This is a genomic window from Aeromonas sp. ASNIH8, assembly GCF_002919855.1.
Taxonomy (GTDB): domain Bacteria; phylum Pseudomonadota; class Gammaproteobacteria; order Enterobacterales; family Aeromonadaceae; genus Aeromonas; species Aeromonas caviae.
This window is the reverse complement of record NZ_PQLN01000041.1, coordinates 25,401-38,608: the sequence shown is the minus strand read 5'-3', so window position 1 is coordinate 38,608 and position 13,208 is coordinate 25,401. Positions and strand designations below refer to the sequence as shown.

Here is a 13,208-nt window from a genome sequence, read left to right as displayed (position 1 = left end):
AGACCTATGAGGATGAAGTCGATATAGACCTCAATCCCAAATTAGGGGCCGACTGGATGTTCAGAGCGCAGCAAAAGCGGGTTGTCACGCCGGGACAGAACGCGAAACATTACCTGGCAGGCGTTCTCCATGCAGGCAACGGAAGAGTGCTTTACGTCAGTGGGATAAAGAAAAACTCATCCCTGTTTATCGCCATGCTGGAAAAGCTGCGTCGCCACTACCGACGAGCCAAAACCATCACGCTGATCCTCGATAACTACATCATTCACAAAAGCAAACAGACCGAGCGATGGTTGAAGAAAAACCCTAAGTTCTGCCTGGTATTCCAGCCAGTTTACAGTCCTTGGGTTAATCACATAGAACGGCTGTGGCACAAGTTGCATGAAACCATCACGCGCAATCATCAATGCAGAGGGATGGCCAACCTGCTGGCTCGAGTGAAACACTTCATGGATACCGTGTCTCCTTTCCCGGGGAATGGCTATGGCACAGCAAAGGTGTAGCACTATTAGGATCAGTTATTTAGCCAATAGCCTAACAACTTGGTGTTGACGTAAAGCCTCGCCCCGACCATCCGGCAGCATCGCGACAATCCAACGTGTTCTTGACGCTTCCAGAGCAGTGCCTTCATTTGCGAGGCAGTGAATTGTGGATACATTTTTGGAAGCTCCCGACTCGGCACCCAGTGGGTGAGGTCGGACGCTTCGGCTATTAAATCAGTCTGATTAATCATCATTTGCTCTCTCTGGTCTTCTGCGGTCGTGTGCGGACTAATATGCAGCAAAGGCCAGTTAGGGGCGGGGTGATGAAATGCTCTTTTTTACCTGTTTTGTCACCCCTGCTGGCGCTCAAGGCCCCGCGCGCCAGTCCGTTCGATAGCATTAGATCGAGCCTTTCTGAAGTCGCGCCACAGCTCTCTAGCCCTGATGTTGCTCACGCCGAGCACAGCCGCCAAAAAGCAGATGAACGGCCCGTCATTGGTGCTAGTCGCCTTAAGTCGTTCGCCGTTGTCACGTCCGTTGAGCCACGTATTTTCGATAATCCGGATCACCTCGAAATCACTGGACTGGTATGTGTACTTTCGAGACGTGAGGATAAGTCCCGTCTCTACAGCCTTCAGTAGTTCGGACAGTGTGGTCTCACCTAGCGCAAGGTTAAAACGAGCGTTCACATTGAAACGAGCATCATCTGCGGCGTCTGGATATTTTTCCTCAAAGTTACCCAGTGTCCCCCTTAGCTTCTCAACCTCCGCAGTAACGGCCTTGATCCCCTTTCGGATAGTGTTCTCCCGCTCTCCTTGGTTTGTCCTTGACCGCTCATCTTTTAAGTGGGGGTGGAAATGAGCTAACCGATCAACCAAATCCTCTATGACCTCCTGAGGTGGGAATGGGTGCTTTAGCGCTTTTGCATTGATACGCGCTTGCTCCAAGCGCTCGAGAATCGCTTCTTTTGTGTCTTCTGTGTCACTCATGCTCAAATGTCCTTGTCGGTAGGTTTTATCCTGTAGTGCAGAGGTCTACTGAGGCAAATCACAAAGCAATTGCCCCGAATACACGATCAGTCAATGACTGCTTATGACCGTTGCAAAGATGGCTGTAACGCTGGGTCATGGTGATTGATTTATGGCCTAGCACTTGGGCGATCTCCAATAGAGAGGCCCCATTCTTGGCAAGCAGGCTGGCGCAACTGTGCCGCAGGTCGTGAAAGTGGAAATCTGTTATTCCGGCTTCGTCACGGCAGGCTTGCCAGAATGAATCAAAGTGCTCAAAGGGGGCATTCAATTTGCTGGGGTGTGGGAATAGGTAGGCATTGCCCACTTGCCGAAACTTCATCAGCTCTTGAACAAGGGACGGGGGAAGGGTCAGCACTCGCTGGGTGCCGTTCTTTGTATGGTGCAGGTGGGCTGTTCTGGCCTTGAGATCAACATCTGACCATTGCAGGCCGATCAGCTCACTGCGGCGAGCGCCTGTAAAGATTGCCATCGAGATCAGCAAGTGCAGGCGATCCCATTTGCTGGCTTTGGCTGCGGCCAGTAGTCGCGGCAATTCATCATCAGACAAGAAACGGGTGCGAGCGTTATCTTCGCTCTGCTGGCGAACTTCACGGGCGGGGTTGTGCTTGGTGTCGTGCTTGTCGTTAAACCAAACAAAGACGCTAGATAACGCGCTGCGGTAACGGTTGAGGGTAGCTGGTTGTTTCCCCTCCACTTGCAACTGATTCAGGGCGGCTTTTACCTGCTGGCGTGTTACTCGGCCAACTGGCTTAGTGCCAAGGTGCTCAGCCCACCACGTAAGGCGCTGGATGATACTCGGGTCTCGGCCATTGTACTGGTCGAGGTAATCGCGGATTGCTTGGGATAGGGTCGTTGTTGATAAGGTGACGTTTGTTAGCGCATCGGCTAGATCGTCAGATACAGTGATTTGAGCCAAAAAGGCTTCTGCATCTTTTTTGCGGGGGAAGGTTTGACCGACACGGCGACCATTTCGCATGAACTGGACACGGTAGCTTGTGCCACGTTTGCCGGATATTTTTTGAACGTTTGCCATCTGGTTAAAACCTCTTGCACGTAATTGCACGTTATTGAGAGTTTCAACCGCAGTTTGTTCCGAGAGAGGACAGCGCCTAAACGCCGTATCTTGTTGACCAGACAAGAGTTTTAAATGGTGCCCGGGGTCGGACTCGAACCGACACGTATTGCTACGGCGGATTTTGAAACCATCGCAAGCCGCTGTGAATCAATGGGTTGCCGTGTTTTCGCGGGTTTGCTTGGGGATGGGTGGGGGTTATTGGGTGTCGCTGGTGAGCGCTGCCGCCACTTTGCCGCCATTTTTCATCGCGGTGATCGGGTTGAGTTTGACCGCATCTTCGAGGTGGTCCGGGGCGAAGTGGGCATAGCGCATGGTCATCTTGATGTCGGTATGGCCGAGGATGCGCTGCAGCACCAGGATGTTGCCGCCGCCCATCATGAAGTGGCTGGCGAAGGTGTGGCGCAGCACATGGGTGCGCTGGCCAGCAGGCAGGGTGATCCCGGCGCGGCGCAGCGCCTTCTCGAACTCGGCGTAGCAGTCACCGAACAGGCGGCCGGTTCGCTTGGGCAGCAAGGCCAATAGCCAGCCGGCCACCGGCACGGTGCGGTTCTTCTTGCCCTTGGTGCGGGTGAAGGTCAACCGGCCGATGCCGACCTGTGAGCGGGTCAGCTTTTCTATCTCAGACCAACGCGCACCGGTCGAGAGGCACAGCATCACGATCAGCCACAAGTCGTTCAGCCCCGCGCACGCTGCCAGCAGCTGTTCGATTTCATCCTGATTGAGGAACGCCAGCTCGGATTCTTGCACCTTGTACTGGCGCAGCACCTCGAGCGGGTTGCCGTGGGCCCACTCCCCCAGGCGGCCGAGCTCGTTGAACACGGCCTGCAGGTAGAGCAGTTCGCGGTTGATGGTGGTCGGGGAGACCTGTTTGCGCTGACCGGGCACATAAAGCTCGCCCGCCAGTCGCCGCTCACGGTAGGCCGCAAACTGCTGGGCGGTGAACTCGGTCGCCAGGGGGTTGCCCAACGCCTCCGCCAGCCAGACCAGCTTGTCACGACGGCGGTCGCCATCGGTCAGGGTCTGGCCGTGGCGACCATACCAGAGTGCCACCAGGTCGCTCAGCCGCCGTTCATCCACATTGCTCGCCTCTGGCTGTTGCCAGGGCTGGGCCAGCATGTGTTTTTCCCACGCCAAGGCTTCGCCCTTGGTGGCGAAGCGCTTGCGCTTGCGGGGGCCGTCACGGCCTTGGGGGTAGACCTCGACAAGCCAGAGCTTAGGCTTGTCGTCATCGAGTTTACGGACGGTCATACTGTTTCAAGTTGATGAGCCTGCTCATGTAAGCCATCTCGCTCAAATGGGTTGTAAATCTCGATCGAGGATGAGCCATCTGGTAGTGATATTGCTCGCGTGAAGCTTCCATTTTGGAGAAGCGCGACAAACTCAACTTGAGTAAGGGTTATGCGCTCAATCTCGACCAAGCGCTCACCATCTGGCTGAGATACAGCGACCGTTACAGTCCCCTCATCATAGGTTTGAGAATTGATAGCCAAAGGGATTCGGTCTTGTGCTCGTTCACCCTGAGCAGAGCTTGCATTATTCCTACGCAGAACCCCGGTAAATTCACCCTCTATGCGATCAACAGTGTCATACCCTGCAGGGGTTGAAAACTTAACCGACAGCACTCGTTCATTTGTCATTTTTACAAATTCAGACCATGGGCCTCGATGGCCTGAGATGTGACTGCAAATCAGCTCACCACCGATAAAGTTAAAAGCGTGGCCTTGAGTCCAAACACTCTTCGAGATCTTTTCTTTAGGTTTGTCTGAGTTAGAGGTAGATATAGCTGTCAACTTAATATCTAAAGATGGTCGGTGAGCCTCATGGACACAAAAACGCCATCCAGCTGCATAGCCGTCAATGAAGCGAGCGATGAGGCATTGCCGCCTTGGCAAAGTGCGCCATGTTGTAAATGTGTCACGAATATAGTCTATGTCATTACTTGGCTCATTACCTGTAGAGCCCATAATGAGATCATATTCGCCTACCTCTGGGAGCTCACCAGTAGTAATGAGGTCTATGAACTGTTGCTCGGTTAATGCGAGAGCGCCAGCATCCCGTGCTTTTGCTGTTTTAGACGGGCCTGCATTGGGACCGCAACAGAGGTAAGAGAGCCGTTTAGTCACGTCTTTCTTAATAGTTAGGCCAGCGCTTTCAGCTTGGGTTTCTAACCGATCTCTATCAGATTTTGAAAATCCAGTGAATGCAATTTCAGCTTTAGCTGTAGATTGCTTCGGGCGAGATTTTGACAACCTTGGCTGTGATGAATCGAGCAATGATGGCACGTCTACAGAAAGCAATTCATTTTCGCTGCTGAACATGCCCAGTATTCTGTCAATGCGGAAAGTTCTGAACTGTTTTTTGGGTAACGCAACGCCTTGCAAATGATGGTCACTGACACTGATATTAACAACATGATAGCCTTCAGTGCTTCCATCTGATTTTTCGTAGATAAAGAATGCCTCTTTATCAATTATCTTGCTGTTGTCAAACATTATAATTCCCTTTAAATGAAATTCATTGAATTAAAATGGCTGTAGACATAAGGCTGTTAACAAATTTCAATTAGCAAATAGGGCGCATAGGCGCCCTTGTTATCGTTTTCTAAAAATGCGGTGTTCGACCATCACGCCGATGATTTCGATGTGCTGCCGGTCGGAGTGCATGGGCGGGTAATCGTCATTAAGGGGAACCAGCTCAAACACCTCTTGCCCGTTCTCATCGATGCCGCGGGGCCGATACTTCTTGAAGGTGGCCTCTTCGCTGCCGTTCTTGGCCACCACGAAATCCCCCGGGCGTGGCTGTTCGTCAGGGTCCACGATCACCAAGTCACCCTCATTGAATTGCGGGGTCATCGAGTTGCCGCGCAGCCAGAGGCCAAAGCCGCGGGGCCCGATGTCCACACTGGCCGTCACATACTCCACGTTGCCATCAAAGCCCGTGGCCTGTTCGCACATTTCGCGCCAGTTGCCGGCCTGCACATAGCTAAGGATCGGCACGCGGCCACCCTGTGGGATGACCGCTGGTTCTACGTTGCGGTAACCCGGGAAAGGAGACTCCGCCACGCCAGTGGTGCCTTCTTCTTTCCCCGTCAGCAGCCAATCGACAGACACGCCAAGCGCAGCCGCTAAGTCGTTGAGGTAGCGGCCTTTTGGCTGGTTCAGCCCTGATTCCCACTTATTAACAGACGCGTGAGTAATCCCAACGCGCCTAGCTAACTCGTTTTTGCTGATCTTGAGTGCCTGGCGGCGCTCTGAAATGCGGTCATTGATCGTTTCCATGAAACCTAAGTTACCACCCGCAATTGATACTTTGGGATCAAAAATCGTTGACCACCTATAATACCTAGGTTACAGTTTTCTGCATTGTTGATACTTAAGGACACGGTGAGGGGCAATGCGAAAACATGACGCCATAACACACTTCGGTGGTGTGACTGCCACTGCAAAAGCGCTCGGCATATCACACGCCGCAGTAGTTAAGTGGGGCGACACCATCCCACAGGGCCGCGCCTACCAGATCGAGGTGTTGACCGGCGGTGCACTGAAAGCCGACCCCGCAGCCCCGTCTGGCCAACAGCGCCCCTATCAGCGCGTCGCGCCGGGCACCCCGCTGGAGGCGATCCCCAGCGTCCAGCGGGCGACGGCCGCCGCCAAGGCTGACCCCACCAACGCACAACCAGGGAAGGCGTAACCACCATGCCACCCCGTCATATCAATCCAGCCGCCAGGCCGACCCAGGCTCCCGCCGTCAGCGCGATCAATCTGGTGATCTCGGCAGACATTCCGCCGCTGATGCCCATCGCCAGGTTTGCCGAGTGGATCGGGGTGTCTGTCGATACCGCCCGCCACTGGGTCAAAACGGGCCGCCTCGATGTCATGGAAAAAACGCGCGCCAATGAGCTGGTGATGGTCAAGGTGCATGTGTTTATCGCCAAACAGATGGCGGGACACTCGTCATCCCTGTTCACACTCGCCAGCTAACCATAGCGACCTTTGGAGGGAAATCAGAGTGTCAAACCAGTCCTGTTTTTCACACAACCACTTTGCGGCCGCCTGCGACATCTTCAAGGGGCGTTACAACCTCAGCGAGCTGGGGCGCGAGCTCGGCATGCCGCGAGGAGTACTGAACAACAAGTTCGACCCGGCCAATGAAAAGCACAAGCTCACCGCCCTCGACCTGATCGCCCTTTATCGCACCACCGGCGACGACACCCTGTTTGACGGCCTGCTGTTTGACTGCGGTCTGACCGCCACCAAGCTGCCCGCCGCCGCAGCGCCAACCCCGGAGGCCCGCGCCCAGCAGGCGCTGAATGCAGGGGCTCAGATCCTCGGCGTCACCGCCCAGGCGACCACCATCCTCGCCGGTGACCGCGTCACCAAGTCACACCGAAACACCGTCGTCGGCGGCTTGTGGGCAGGCATCGAGCACCTGGTGCTGCTGGCCACCGAGGTCGAAGACAGATTTCACGCCATCCCCAGCTTGGCATGCGCTGCGGATATGGCCCGCGCCGCCCTCGGCGCCTAGGAGACCAGACCATGAGATTACGTTGCCCCCACTGCAAGAGCCGTATGACCAGCCGCACGACTCGCCCAATGAGCCTGCTGTCTTTCGAGTCATATCAGCGATGCTCCAATGTTGAGTGCAATTTCCGCTGCAAGGTGTTGGCCGAAATTGTGGCAGAGCTGAAACCGGCAGAACTGAGAAACCCGGCGGTGGTACTGCCGGTCGTGCATACCGCCCAGCCCATCCCAACCCACCCTCGCCCGTTCCCCGCCATTGAGGCGCTCAAGCAGGCCGGGGTCGCAGAAACCGCCGCAGAACAGGAAGGGGCCTAGGCCCCATACCGCAAGGAGAACCCCATGCAAACGCAACGCATCGACCATGAACAGCGCAACCTGGCGGGGCTGACCCCCGACGAGCAGGTGGCCATGAACACCGCCGGCTGCCAGATCCTGCGGGAGTTGTTCGGCAAAACGCGATCCAGTCTGGACACCGACTGGCTGGCCCTGAGCCAAGCCAAGAAGGCGGCCATCTGTACCATCGCCCGCCAGCCACGGGGCGAGCTGATGACCGCCACCTTGTCAGCCCTACCCCATGCACAGCGCGAGGCGGTCAGGCTGGCGGTGATCGCACTGGAGTACCAGGGGGAGTTTCGCGGCGGCTGTGACACCCAGGTGTGGCACCCGGCGCCAGTGACCAGGCCTATCGGGGATATCGAGAGAGAGAAGAGAGAAAGGGCCGCCAAGCTGCGCATGAAACGCGCCGTGCTGGCGGGCAGTGAGATGTGCCAGTCAGGCCCCAGGGCCATCGGGCAATAAAAAACCCGCTATCGGTGCGACAACACCAGCGGGCTTTCCATCGTCAACCAGGAGAATTGACATGCCAACTTTAGCCATTCGTGACCAATTGCGCAACCTGCGCCTGCAAAACCGCAAGCTGGCCTGCCGTGGTCAGCGTTACCGCGCCAGCCCAGACCTGATCCATGCAGTAGAACGCCCAGCCGCCATGGCCTGGCGTGCGGTCTGGTCATGCGTCAACCGCCGTGGGGGGATCTGATCATGGCCGCCGTTATCACGCGTCACACCGAACCGACTATCAAGGCGGCATCCGCCTATCTGGTCCGCCGCGGTTGCATCAACTGCGGTACCACCTGGCTGCGCGGCCGGAACGGCTACGCCCGCATGGAGCGCCTGACCTCTGGCGCTATCCGCATCATCGAGGGGGTGGCATGAACACGCTGTTGCAGCCGGTCAACCGGCAAACCGCCATTGCCGCCGTGCACGAATTGACGGCGCGGCTTCGCGCCAGCACCGATTACTCCTACCTCTACCGTGGGTCGGAGGGTAAGTCCCTGATGGCCCAGGCCAAACAGAACCAGCGCTGGCATCAGCTATTCCACACCATGAACCGGAGGGCCCATTCATGAGCATCGACGCCATTCACATCGCCAAGCGGGCAGAGCGGGCCGTGTTGCCGCTGCTGACCGAGCTGCTGGCCACCGGCGAGCAGGAAAACCGCATCGCACTGGGCGAGCTCTACTCCGGTGATGAGTACATCCAGGTGCAACTGGTCGTGACCAGCCGCCCTGCCGATCTGCTCGATGACGACTCCGTGATGGGGGATGAGGCATGAGCGAAGTCTATGTAAACCCAATGGCAATGCGGGCCCGTCTGGCCGCAGAGCTGGCTGTGCTGAATTTGTATGGGGTGGTCAAAACCACCGCCGCCAGCCTGAGCGACTGGGTCGGCGTTAACGGCGATTCGCTACCAGAGCCGCTTGTAGGTGAGGTAAACACCAGCCTGGTCGCCATGTCGGCCGCCGCTCATTGCATTGGCTATAGGTCAGCCGACGAGCTGAGCAAGCGGCTGGCTGCCTTCGAGGACACCGGCGAGCTGGTCGTGCAATTGCTGGCAGAGCTGAACCAGGGTGATGGCCTGCGGCGTGAGGATCTGGTTGTCACTCGCTCAGCAGTGCTGCTGCTGGCGATGTATGGGCTGCTGGCACTGGCCAGCCGCGAGGCCAATGCAGACCGCGACGACGAGGAGACGCTGGCATGACAGACCTGTTTGAACTGGAGGCCCCGCAGGATGACCAGGGCACCACAGAGGAAGGCCCCACCCATATGCAGCCGCCGGCGCCGGTCAGCCCGCTGACCAAGCACTGGGAGGCGGCACAGGAGGAATTCAACACCTCGGGCTGCGACGCCAAGCGCAACCGCAATATCGCCCAGGAGCTGCTGGCCCTTGGCGCCATCCGCGCCGTGTACTGGTTGGCGCTGGGTGGCGGTGAGGTGGTGCTGGCCAGAGAGATCGCCGAGTGGTGGGCAGACTGCGAGCCACTCCACGGACTGGGGGAGACCATCAAATGAGCCACCGCCTGATCTCCGACCTGCAAACCCGTGTGGATAGATGGTTCGACACCATGATGGGCGACGAGGCCCGCCTGCGCAGCTACCAGCGCGACCTGCTGGCAATGCGTCAGCTATCCCCTCGCCCGCGCTGCACGGTCTCCCTGACCCTGCGCCAGTGTGTCGCCGCCAGAAAGATGGCGAGACATGCCCGCCGTGCGCTGGCCTCCTGCCGGAACAACATCAAAGCGCTGTCGGGGACCCATCACCAATGACCAACCAACAGAAAACAGGGCCAGCCGCCGAGGCTGGCCATCTTGGGTTTGCCATCAGCCGCCTGCCGACGCCAAAACGCAACCAGCTACCGCTATCCAAGAAGACCCTCAAGGCCCGTATCGATGCCCTCGCCAATGCCATGCCAGGCACCAAGCTGGAGGCCGCCTTTGTCGGTGCCCCTGGTGAATCCGATCTGGTCTGGGCGGTGCAGCTGCTCGATGGCCTCTCAATGCAGTTCACCCAGGTGCTGTTCAAGCAGTACGTGCGCCGCCGCAAAGATGGGACCGCCCGCCACTGCCGTAGCGCAAACATCTGGCTGCGGGAGCGGGTGAAGTGGGTCCGCTCCCTGGTGATGGCGCTGCCGGTCGATGCCCAGCAGCTACGCGACGACGACGGGCGCAAGCGGGTGGCCCACCAGTTCGCCAACCAGACTGCCGCCATCTGGAAGAACATCGAGCAGAACGCCGCCGCTGGTGAACTGGATCTGATGGAGACATGGGAATCCATCAAGCAGCCTGCCGACCAGTGGGGGTTCGTCGGCCAGATGCCGGAGTTCAAAACCAGAGAGGCGCGGGATAACTGGATCCTGCGCGTGATGGTGCGCCTGCTCTCCGCCAAATGGTGGGAGAAACGCATCAACCGCTGCTGGGATCGGCTGCAAGAGCACATCGCCATCCTGCTGGGCAAGGTGCGCAAGGGGGTCTCCGCCTACGTCTCGAACGGCACCATGAAAGTGGTACGCGAGCGCAAGCGGGCTATGATGCGCTGGCTGGCCGAGTCGGAGGTGATGAACGAGCAGCACGACCTGGTTGTCTCGATGAAGGACTGCTGGGAAGCGAGCAATGCCAACCCGGTCAACCGCCGCGCCGAGATGATGACCCGCATGCGCGGGTTTGAAGACTACGCCGAGGAGCAGGGCCATGTGGGGGTCTTCTTCACCTGGACGGCGCCGAGCCGATTTCACACCTGGAAGACCGGCCGCAACGGTAAGACCGTCGAAAACGACAAGTACCAGGGCGCCACCCCGCGCGACACCTGCGCCTATCTGGCCAAGCTGTGGAGCCTGACCCGCGCCTCACTCAAGCGCAATGAGTTACCTGTCTACGGCTTTCGGGTATGCGAGCCTCACCACGATGGAACCCCGCACTGGCACATGCTGCTGTTTATGCGCCCGTCAGACCGCAATGCGGTGATCAGCACCCTGCAGCACTACGCCCTGACCGACGACAAGAGCGAGCTGGTGCGGGTCCCCATGGCCGCCCCCACCTTTACCGATATCACGCCCCGGTTCGACTGGAAGATGATCGACCCGGCCAAGGGTGATGCGACCGGCTATCTCGCCAAGTACATCGCCAAGAACATCGACGGCGCCTATGTCGGTGACGACGAAGAGGCAAACACCCCAGCCGACCAAGGCGCGCTGCATGCGTGCGCATGGGCCAGTTGGTGGGGGATCCGCACCTTCCAGCAGATCGGCGGCGCACCGGTCGGGGTCTGGCGCGAGCTGCGCCGCATCAGCAACGCCAAGAGGCATGGCGATCTGGTGGGGCCACCCAAGCCAGTGCTGCAAGACCCGCGCTTTGAGGCGGCCCGCTATGCCGCCGATAACGCCATCTTTCGCTGCTACCTCGAAGCCATGGGCGGCGCACTGGCCACCCGTGCCGAGCACCCCATCAAGCTGGCCCACCTCATCGAGGAGCAGGCCAACTGCTACGGCGAAGACATCAAGCGACTGATGGGGCTGCACACCACTCACTTGGGTATCAAGACCCGCCTGCAAGGTTGGGAAGTGGTACCAGCCGGCACCTTTGAGGCCGCCAAGGCCGCCGGGGTTTCGGTTGGGGGTGTTGGGGTTAAGGCGGGCGACAGCCCGGCGCCTTGGAGCTCTGACAATAACTGTACGCAGCCGGATCCTGAGGCGTTCGCGGATCAGTTGATGGCAGAGCAATGGGGTTTATCTCCCTTCTCCATCGGGCGTTTGCGGGCAGGTGCCAGCGTGACTGCGGACGGCTACACCCTCCGGCTGGAAAAAGGCCAGGTGCAGTCGAGCCGAGCGCTCCCGAGCGAGCCGGACTGGCAGCCAGAAGGCCAGGTGCCAGACGAACAGGGCCAGCCGGATGAGTACGCGGTACCGGAAGGCGATGAGGACTGGCCGACGCTGGTTGAGCTCTGCGGCAAGGTCTACCAGGCACAGGGCCACGCCGGGGCGCACCGCTGGATCGAGATGCTGCCTGAGCCCTATCAGTCCGAGATGTGGCGCGTGCTGGAAGGGCTGGATGCGCCGGAGTGGATACAGGAACAGGACGACTACAGCGAGGAGTGGGCATGAACATGAGTAGCAAACAGACCGTCAGCCGCGAAGAGTACCGCCGCCTGGATAACCGGGTGACCTGCATCCTGCAGCAGCGCTGGCCAGCCAACGAGATCAGCCAGTGGGTGGGGATGCTCAAGGGCAAACAGCAGGCCGTGGCCTGCGCCATCCTGCGCCGTCGCCATCCTCACGCCGCGAAACTGGCCCTACCGGCCATCGCCGCCGAGGTGCCGAACCCGTTTCAGGCCAAGTCCAGCCGCCCCACCGTGCCAGTGCTGACCGCAGATGGCCGCTCGGTTGGCCGCCGCCATATCGTGGACGGGCTCACCCCCGTGGCCATCGACCAGAGCGGCACCATCCGTTGCGCCGTTACTGGCCGCACCCTCTTCATCGCACCGGGCAGCGCCATCGACCGCGCCAACCCGGGGGCCGCCGCACAGCTCAACCCAACCTACCAGCCAGCTCTGCACCAGGTAGTGGCTGACCACCGTCAAATCGAAACAGGAGCTCAATCATGAGAGACCCCCGCAAACATCCGGTAGCGGGTGACGTGATCACCCGCCTCGGTACCACCAGGTTAGTGACGGCCACGAAGATGAATAGGCGTGGCACTGTCACCCATGTGGTGTACCGCCATCCGGCGGTTGCCCTACCAGAGACCGAAATCGCCATCGCCAGCTGGCGGGCGTGGGCCAAGCAGGATGCCATGGTGGTAAGGGCGGTGTGGCAATGAGCGCCGCCACTAAACGCAAGCAGGAACAGCGGGTCAGGCGGGCCGCCATCGGTATCAAGCGGGTGGAGGTGGCGCTCTCAGAACGGGAGCGCCAGCAGCTGGACCACCTGCGCATCGCTCGGGCTGGCAGCGGTGAGCCCTACTCCGCCGACGAGTACATCAGCACCCTGATCCGGCGAGACTGGGAGCGCTGGCTGGAACAGGAAGCCGAGCTGAATCAGCAGATCTGCCAGAACTGCGACTGCGCATTGCCAGAAGGGTGCGGCGGAACATTCAAGGGAGAGGCAGAGTGCTGGCTCACCCAAGGCGACAAGACGATAGCCTTGTAATGTCAGAGATAAGAAATTGTGTCCGGTCACGCCAGAATCGTGACCGGACACATTTATGTCGGGTGCAATATTGTGACAGAGAGGGTCAAGCAATGCTGGCGGGCACAAGATTGAAAGGATCTGG

At 58.8% G+C, this 13,208-nt stretch carries 21 protein-coding genes and 2 pseudogenes; 18 read left to right on the top strand and 5 right to left on the bottom strand.

All coding sequences use genetic code 11. The features are described 5' to 3' along the window. Positions 1-503: pseudogene (locus C3418_RS12360) on the top strand (IS630-like element ISAhy2 family transposase); the annotation flags it as partial. Between the two features lie 329 nt (positions 504-832). Here the strand turns inward: C3418_RS12360 and C3418_RS12350 are convergent. From C3418_RS12350 to C3418_RS12330, 5 genes are all read right to left on the bottom strand, one after another. Beyond that, a complete protein-coding gene (locus tag C3418_RS12350; RefSeq protein ID WP_103858633.1) occupies positions 833-1,471 on the bottom strand; it encodes a hypothetical protein in 639 nt (212 codons plus the stop codon). A gap of 58 nt (positions 1,472-1,529) precedes the next feature. Beyond that, positions 1,530-2,546 (bottom strand): site-specific integrase, encoded by a 1,017-nt coding sequence (locus C3418_RS12345; protein ID WP_103858632.1) that lies wholly within the window; start codon positions 2,544-2,546, stop codon positions 1,530-1,532. A 237-nt stretch (positions 2,547-2,783) separates the two neighbouring features. Next, the gene (locus C3418_RS12340; protein ID WP_103858631.1) at positions 2,784-3,836 is read right to left on the bottom strand and encodes a site-specific integrase; all 1,053 of its coding nucleotides are present in this window, start codon (positions 3,834-3,836) and stop codon (positions 2,784-2,786) included. Further along, positions 3,833-5,080 (bottom strand): BRCT domain-containing protein, encoded by a 1,248-nt coding sequence (locus C3418_RS24095; RefSeq protein WP_127904543.1) that lies wholly within the window; start codon positions 5,078-5,080, stop codon positions 3,833-3,835. Before C3418_RS24095 ends, C3418_RS12340 begins: the two co-directional genes overlap by 4 nt. 99 nt (positions 5,081-5,179) lie before the next feature. Beyond that, positions 5,180-5,866 (bottom strand): LexA family transcriptional regulator, encoded by a 687-nt coding sequence (locus C3418_RS12330; protein ID WP_103858630.1) that lies wholly within the window; start codon positions 5,864-5,866, stop codon positions 5,180-5,182. 115 nt (positions 5,867-5,981) lie between these two features. Between C3418_RS12330 and C3418_RS25010 the strand changes: the two genes are divergently transcribed. From C3418_RS25010 to C3418_RS12260, 17 genes and pseudogenes are all read left to right on the top strand, one after another. Further along, a complete protein-coding gene (locus C3418_RS25010; protein ID WP_103858629.1) occupies positions 5,982-6,278 on the top strand; it encodes a Cro/CI family transcriptional regulator in 297 nt (98 codons plus the stop codon). A 5-nt stretch (positions 6,279-6,283) separates the two neighbouring features. Further along, positions 6,284-6,568 (top strand): hypothetical protein, encoded by a 285-nt coding sequence (locus C3418_RS12320; protein ID WP_103858628.1) that lies wholly within the window; start codon positions 6,284-6,286, stop codon positions 6,566-6,568. Between the two features lie 28 nt (positions 6,569-6,596). Further along, positions 6,597-7,112 carry a phage regulatory CII family protein gene (locus tag C3418_RS12315; RefSeq protein WP_258040000.1) on the top strand — a complete coding sequence of 172 codons (516 nt, stop codon included), beginning with the start codon at positions 6,597-6,599 and terminating at the stop codon, positions 7,110-7,112. Continuing rightward, a pseudogene (locus tag C3418_RS25085) lies at positions 7,073-7,252 on the top strand (ogr/Delta-like zinc finger family protein); the annotation flags it as partial. The gene C3418_RS12315 and the pseudogene C3418_RS25085, both read left to right, overlap by 40 nt. A gap of 9 nt (positions 7,253-7,261) precedes the next feature. Further along, the gene (locus C3418_RS24715) at positions 7,262-7,423 is read left to right on the top strand and encodes a hypothetical protein (RefSeq protein WP_233265262.1); all 162 of its coding nucleotides are present in this window, start codon (positions 7,262-7,264) and stop codon (positions 7,421-7,423) included. 24 nt (positions 7,424-7,447) lie between these two features. Continuing rightward, positions 7,448-7,906 (top strand): hypothetical protein, encoded by a 459-nt coding sequence (locus C3418_RS12305; RefSeq protein WP_103858626.1) that lies wholly within the window; start codon positions 7,448-7,450, stop codon positions 7,904-7,906. A 61-nt stretch (positions 7,907-7,967) separates the two neighbouring features. Beyond that, a complete protein-coding gene (locus C3418_RS24390; RefSeq protein WP_162852055.1) occupies positions 7,968-8,144 on the top strand; it encodes a hypothetical protein in 177 nt (58 codons plus the stop codon). Next, positions 8,117-8,320, top strand: coding sequence for a hypothetical protein (locus C3418_RS24090; RefSeq protein WP_146054109.1), 204 nt, complete (start codon positions 8,117-8,119; stop codon positions 8,318-8,320). The genes C3418_RS24390 and C3418_RS24090 overlap by 28 nt, the downstream gene beginning before the upstream one ends. Beyond that, a complete protein-coding gene (locus tag C3418_RS12300; RefSeq protein ID WP_103858625.1) occupies positions 8,317-8,514 on the top strand; it encodes a hypothetical protein in 198 nt (65 codons plus the stop codon). The genes C3418_RS24090 and C3418_RS12300 overlap by 4 nt, the downstream gene beginning before the upstream one ends. Beyond that, a complete protein-coding gene (locus C3418_RS12295; protein ID WP_039040893.1) occupies positions 8,511-8,720 on the top strand; it encodes a hypothetical protein in 210 nt (69 codons plus the stop codon). Before C3418_RS12300 ends, C3418_RS12295 begins: the two co-directional genes overlap by 4 nt. Beyond that, positions 8,717-9,145 carry a hypothetical protein gene (locus C3418_RS12290; RefSeq protein ID WP_146054108.1) on the top strand — a complete coding sequence of 143 codons (429 nt, stop codon included), beginning with the start codon at positions 8,717-8,719 and terminating at the stop codon, positions 9,143-9,145. Before C3418_RS12295 ends, C3418_RS12290 begins: the two co-directional genes overlap by 4 nt. Next, positions 9,142-9,456: a hypothetical protein gene (locus C3418_RS12285; protein ID WP_103858623.1), complete on the top strand. Its 315-nt coding sequence runs from the start codon at positions 9,142-9,144 to the stop codon at positions 9,454-9,456. The genes C3418_RS12290 and C3418_RS12285 overlap by 4 nt, the downstream gene beginning before the upstream one ends. Further along, a complete protein-coding gene (locus C3418_RS12280; RefSeq protein WP_103858622.1) occupies positions 9,453-9,710 on the top strand; it encodes a hypothetical protein in 258 nt (85 codons plus the stop codon). Before C3418_RS12285 ends, C3418_RS12280 begins: the two co-directional genes overlap by 4 nt. Next, complete coding sequence (locus C3418_RS12275) at positions 9,707-12,040, top strand: replication endonuclease (RefSeq protein ID WP_181023097.1); 2,334 nt, start codon at positions 9,707-9,709, stop codon at positions 12,038-12,040. Before C3418_RS12280 ends, C3418_RS12275 begins: the two co-directional genes overlap by 4 nt. 2 nt (positions 12,041-12,042) lie before the next feature. Then, positions 12,043-12,540 carry a hypothetical protein gene (locus C3418_RS12270; protein WP_103858636.1) on the top strand — a complete coding sequence of 166 codons (498 nt, stop codon included), beginning with the start codon at positions 12,043-12,045 and terminating at the stop codon, positions 12,538-12,540. Then, on the top strand, positions 12,537-12,755 hold the full coding sequence (locus C3418_RS12265) for a hypothetical protein (RefSeq protein ID WP_103858621.1): 219 nt from the start codon (positions 12,537-12,539) through the stop codon (positions 12,753-12,755). The genes C3418_RS12270 and C3418_RS12265 overlap by 4 nt, the downstream gene beginning before the upstream one ends. After that, entirely contained in the window at positions 12,752-13,084 is a 333-nt protein-coding gene (locus C3418_RS12260; protein WP_103858620.1) for a hypothetical protein, read from the top strand. Before C3418_RS12265 ends, C3418_RS12260 begins: the two co-directional genes overlap by 4 nt. Positions 13,085-13,208 lie beyond the last annotated feature (124 nt).

Coding starts and splice junctions, on each gene's coding strand:
- C3418_RS12265 (WP_103858621.1), top strand. CDS start 12,537: ATGAGAGACCCCCGCAAACATCCGGTAGCGGGTGACGTGATCACCCGC.
- C3418_RS12270 (WP_103858636.1), top strand. CDS start 12,043: ATGAGTAGCAAACAGACCGTCAGCCGCGAAGAGTACCGCCGCCTGGAT.
- C3418_RS24090 (WP_146054109.1), top strand. CDS start 8,117: ATGCGTCAACCGCCGTGGGGGGATCTGATCATGGCCGCCGTTATCACG.
- C3418_RS25010 (WP_103858629.1), top strand. CDS start 5,982: ATGCGAAAACATGACGCCATAACACACTTCGGTGGTGTGACTGCCACT.
- C3418_RS12275 (WP_181023097.1), top strand. CDS start 9,707: ATGACCAACCAACAGAAAACAGGGCCAGCCGCCGAGGCTGGCCATCTT.
- C3418_RS24095 (WP_127904543.1), bottom strand. CDS start 5,080: ATGTTTGACAACAGCAAGATAATTGATAAAGAGGCATTCTTTATCTAC.
- C3418_RS12285 (WP_103858623.1), top strand. CDS start 9,142: ATGACAGACCTGTTTGAACTGGAGGCCCCGCAGGATGACCAGGGCACC.
- C3418_RS12260 (WP_103858620.1), top strand. CDS start 12,752: ATGAGCGCCGCCACTAAACGCAAGCAGGAACAGCGGGTCAGGCGGGCC.
- C3418_RS12300 (WP_103858625.1), top strand. CDS start 8,317: ATGAACACGCTGTTGCAGCCGGTCAACCGGCAAACCGCCATTGCCGCC.
- C3418_RS12320 (WP_103858628.1), top strand. CDS start 6,284: ATGCCACCCCGTCATATCAATCCAGCCGCCAGGCCGACCCAGGCTCCC.
- C3418_RS12305 (WP_103858626.1), top strand. CDS start 7,448: ATGCAAACGCAACGCATCGACCATGAACAGCGCAACCTGGCGGGGCTG.
- C3418_RS24390 (WP_162852055.1), top strand. CDS start 7,968: ATGCCAACTTTAGCCATTCGTGACCAATTGCGCAACCTGCGCCTGCAA.
- C3418_RS12290 (WP_146054108.1), top strand. CDS start 8,717: ATGAGCGAAGTCTATGTAAACCCAATGGCAATGCGGGCCCGTCTGGCC.
- C3418_RS12295 (WP_039040893.1), top strand. CDS start 8,511: ATGAGCATCGACGCCATTCACATCGCCAAGCGGGCAGAGCGGGCCGTG.
- C3418_RS12280 (WP_103858622.1), top strand. CDS start 9,453: ATGAGCCACCGCCTGATCTCCGACCTGCAAACCCGTGTGGATAGATGG.
- C3418_RS12345 (WP_103858632.1), bottom strand. CDS start 2,546: ATGGCAAACGTTCAAAAAATATCCGGCAAACGTGGCACAAGCTACCGT.
- C3418_RS12330 (WP_103858630.1), bottom strand. CDS start 5,866: ATGGAAACGATCAATGACCGCATTTCAGAGCGCCGCCAGGCACTCAAG.
- C3418_RS12350 (WP_103858633.1), bottom strand. CDS start 1,471: ATGAGTGACACAGAAGACACAAAAGAAGCGATTCTCGAGCGCTTGGAG.
- C3418_RS12340 (WP_103858631.1), bottom strand. CDS start 3,836: ATGACCGTCCGTAAACTCGATGACGACAAGCCTAAGCTCTGGCTTGTC.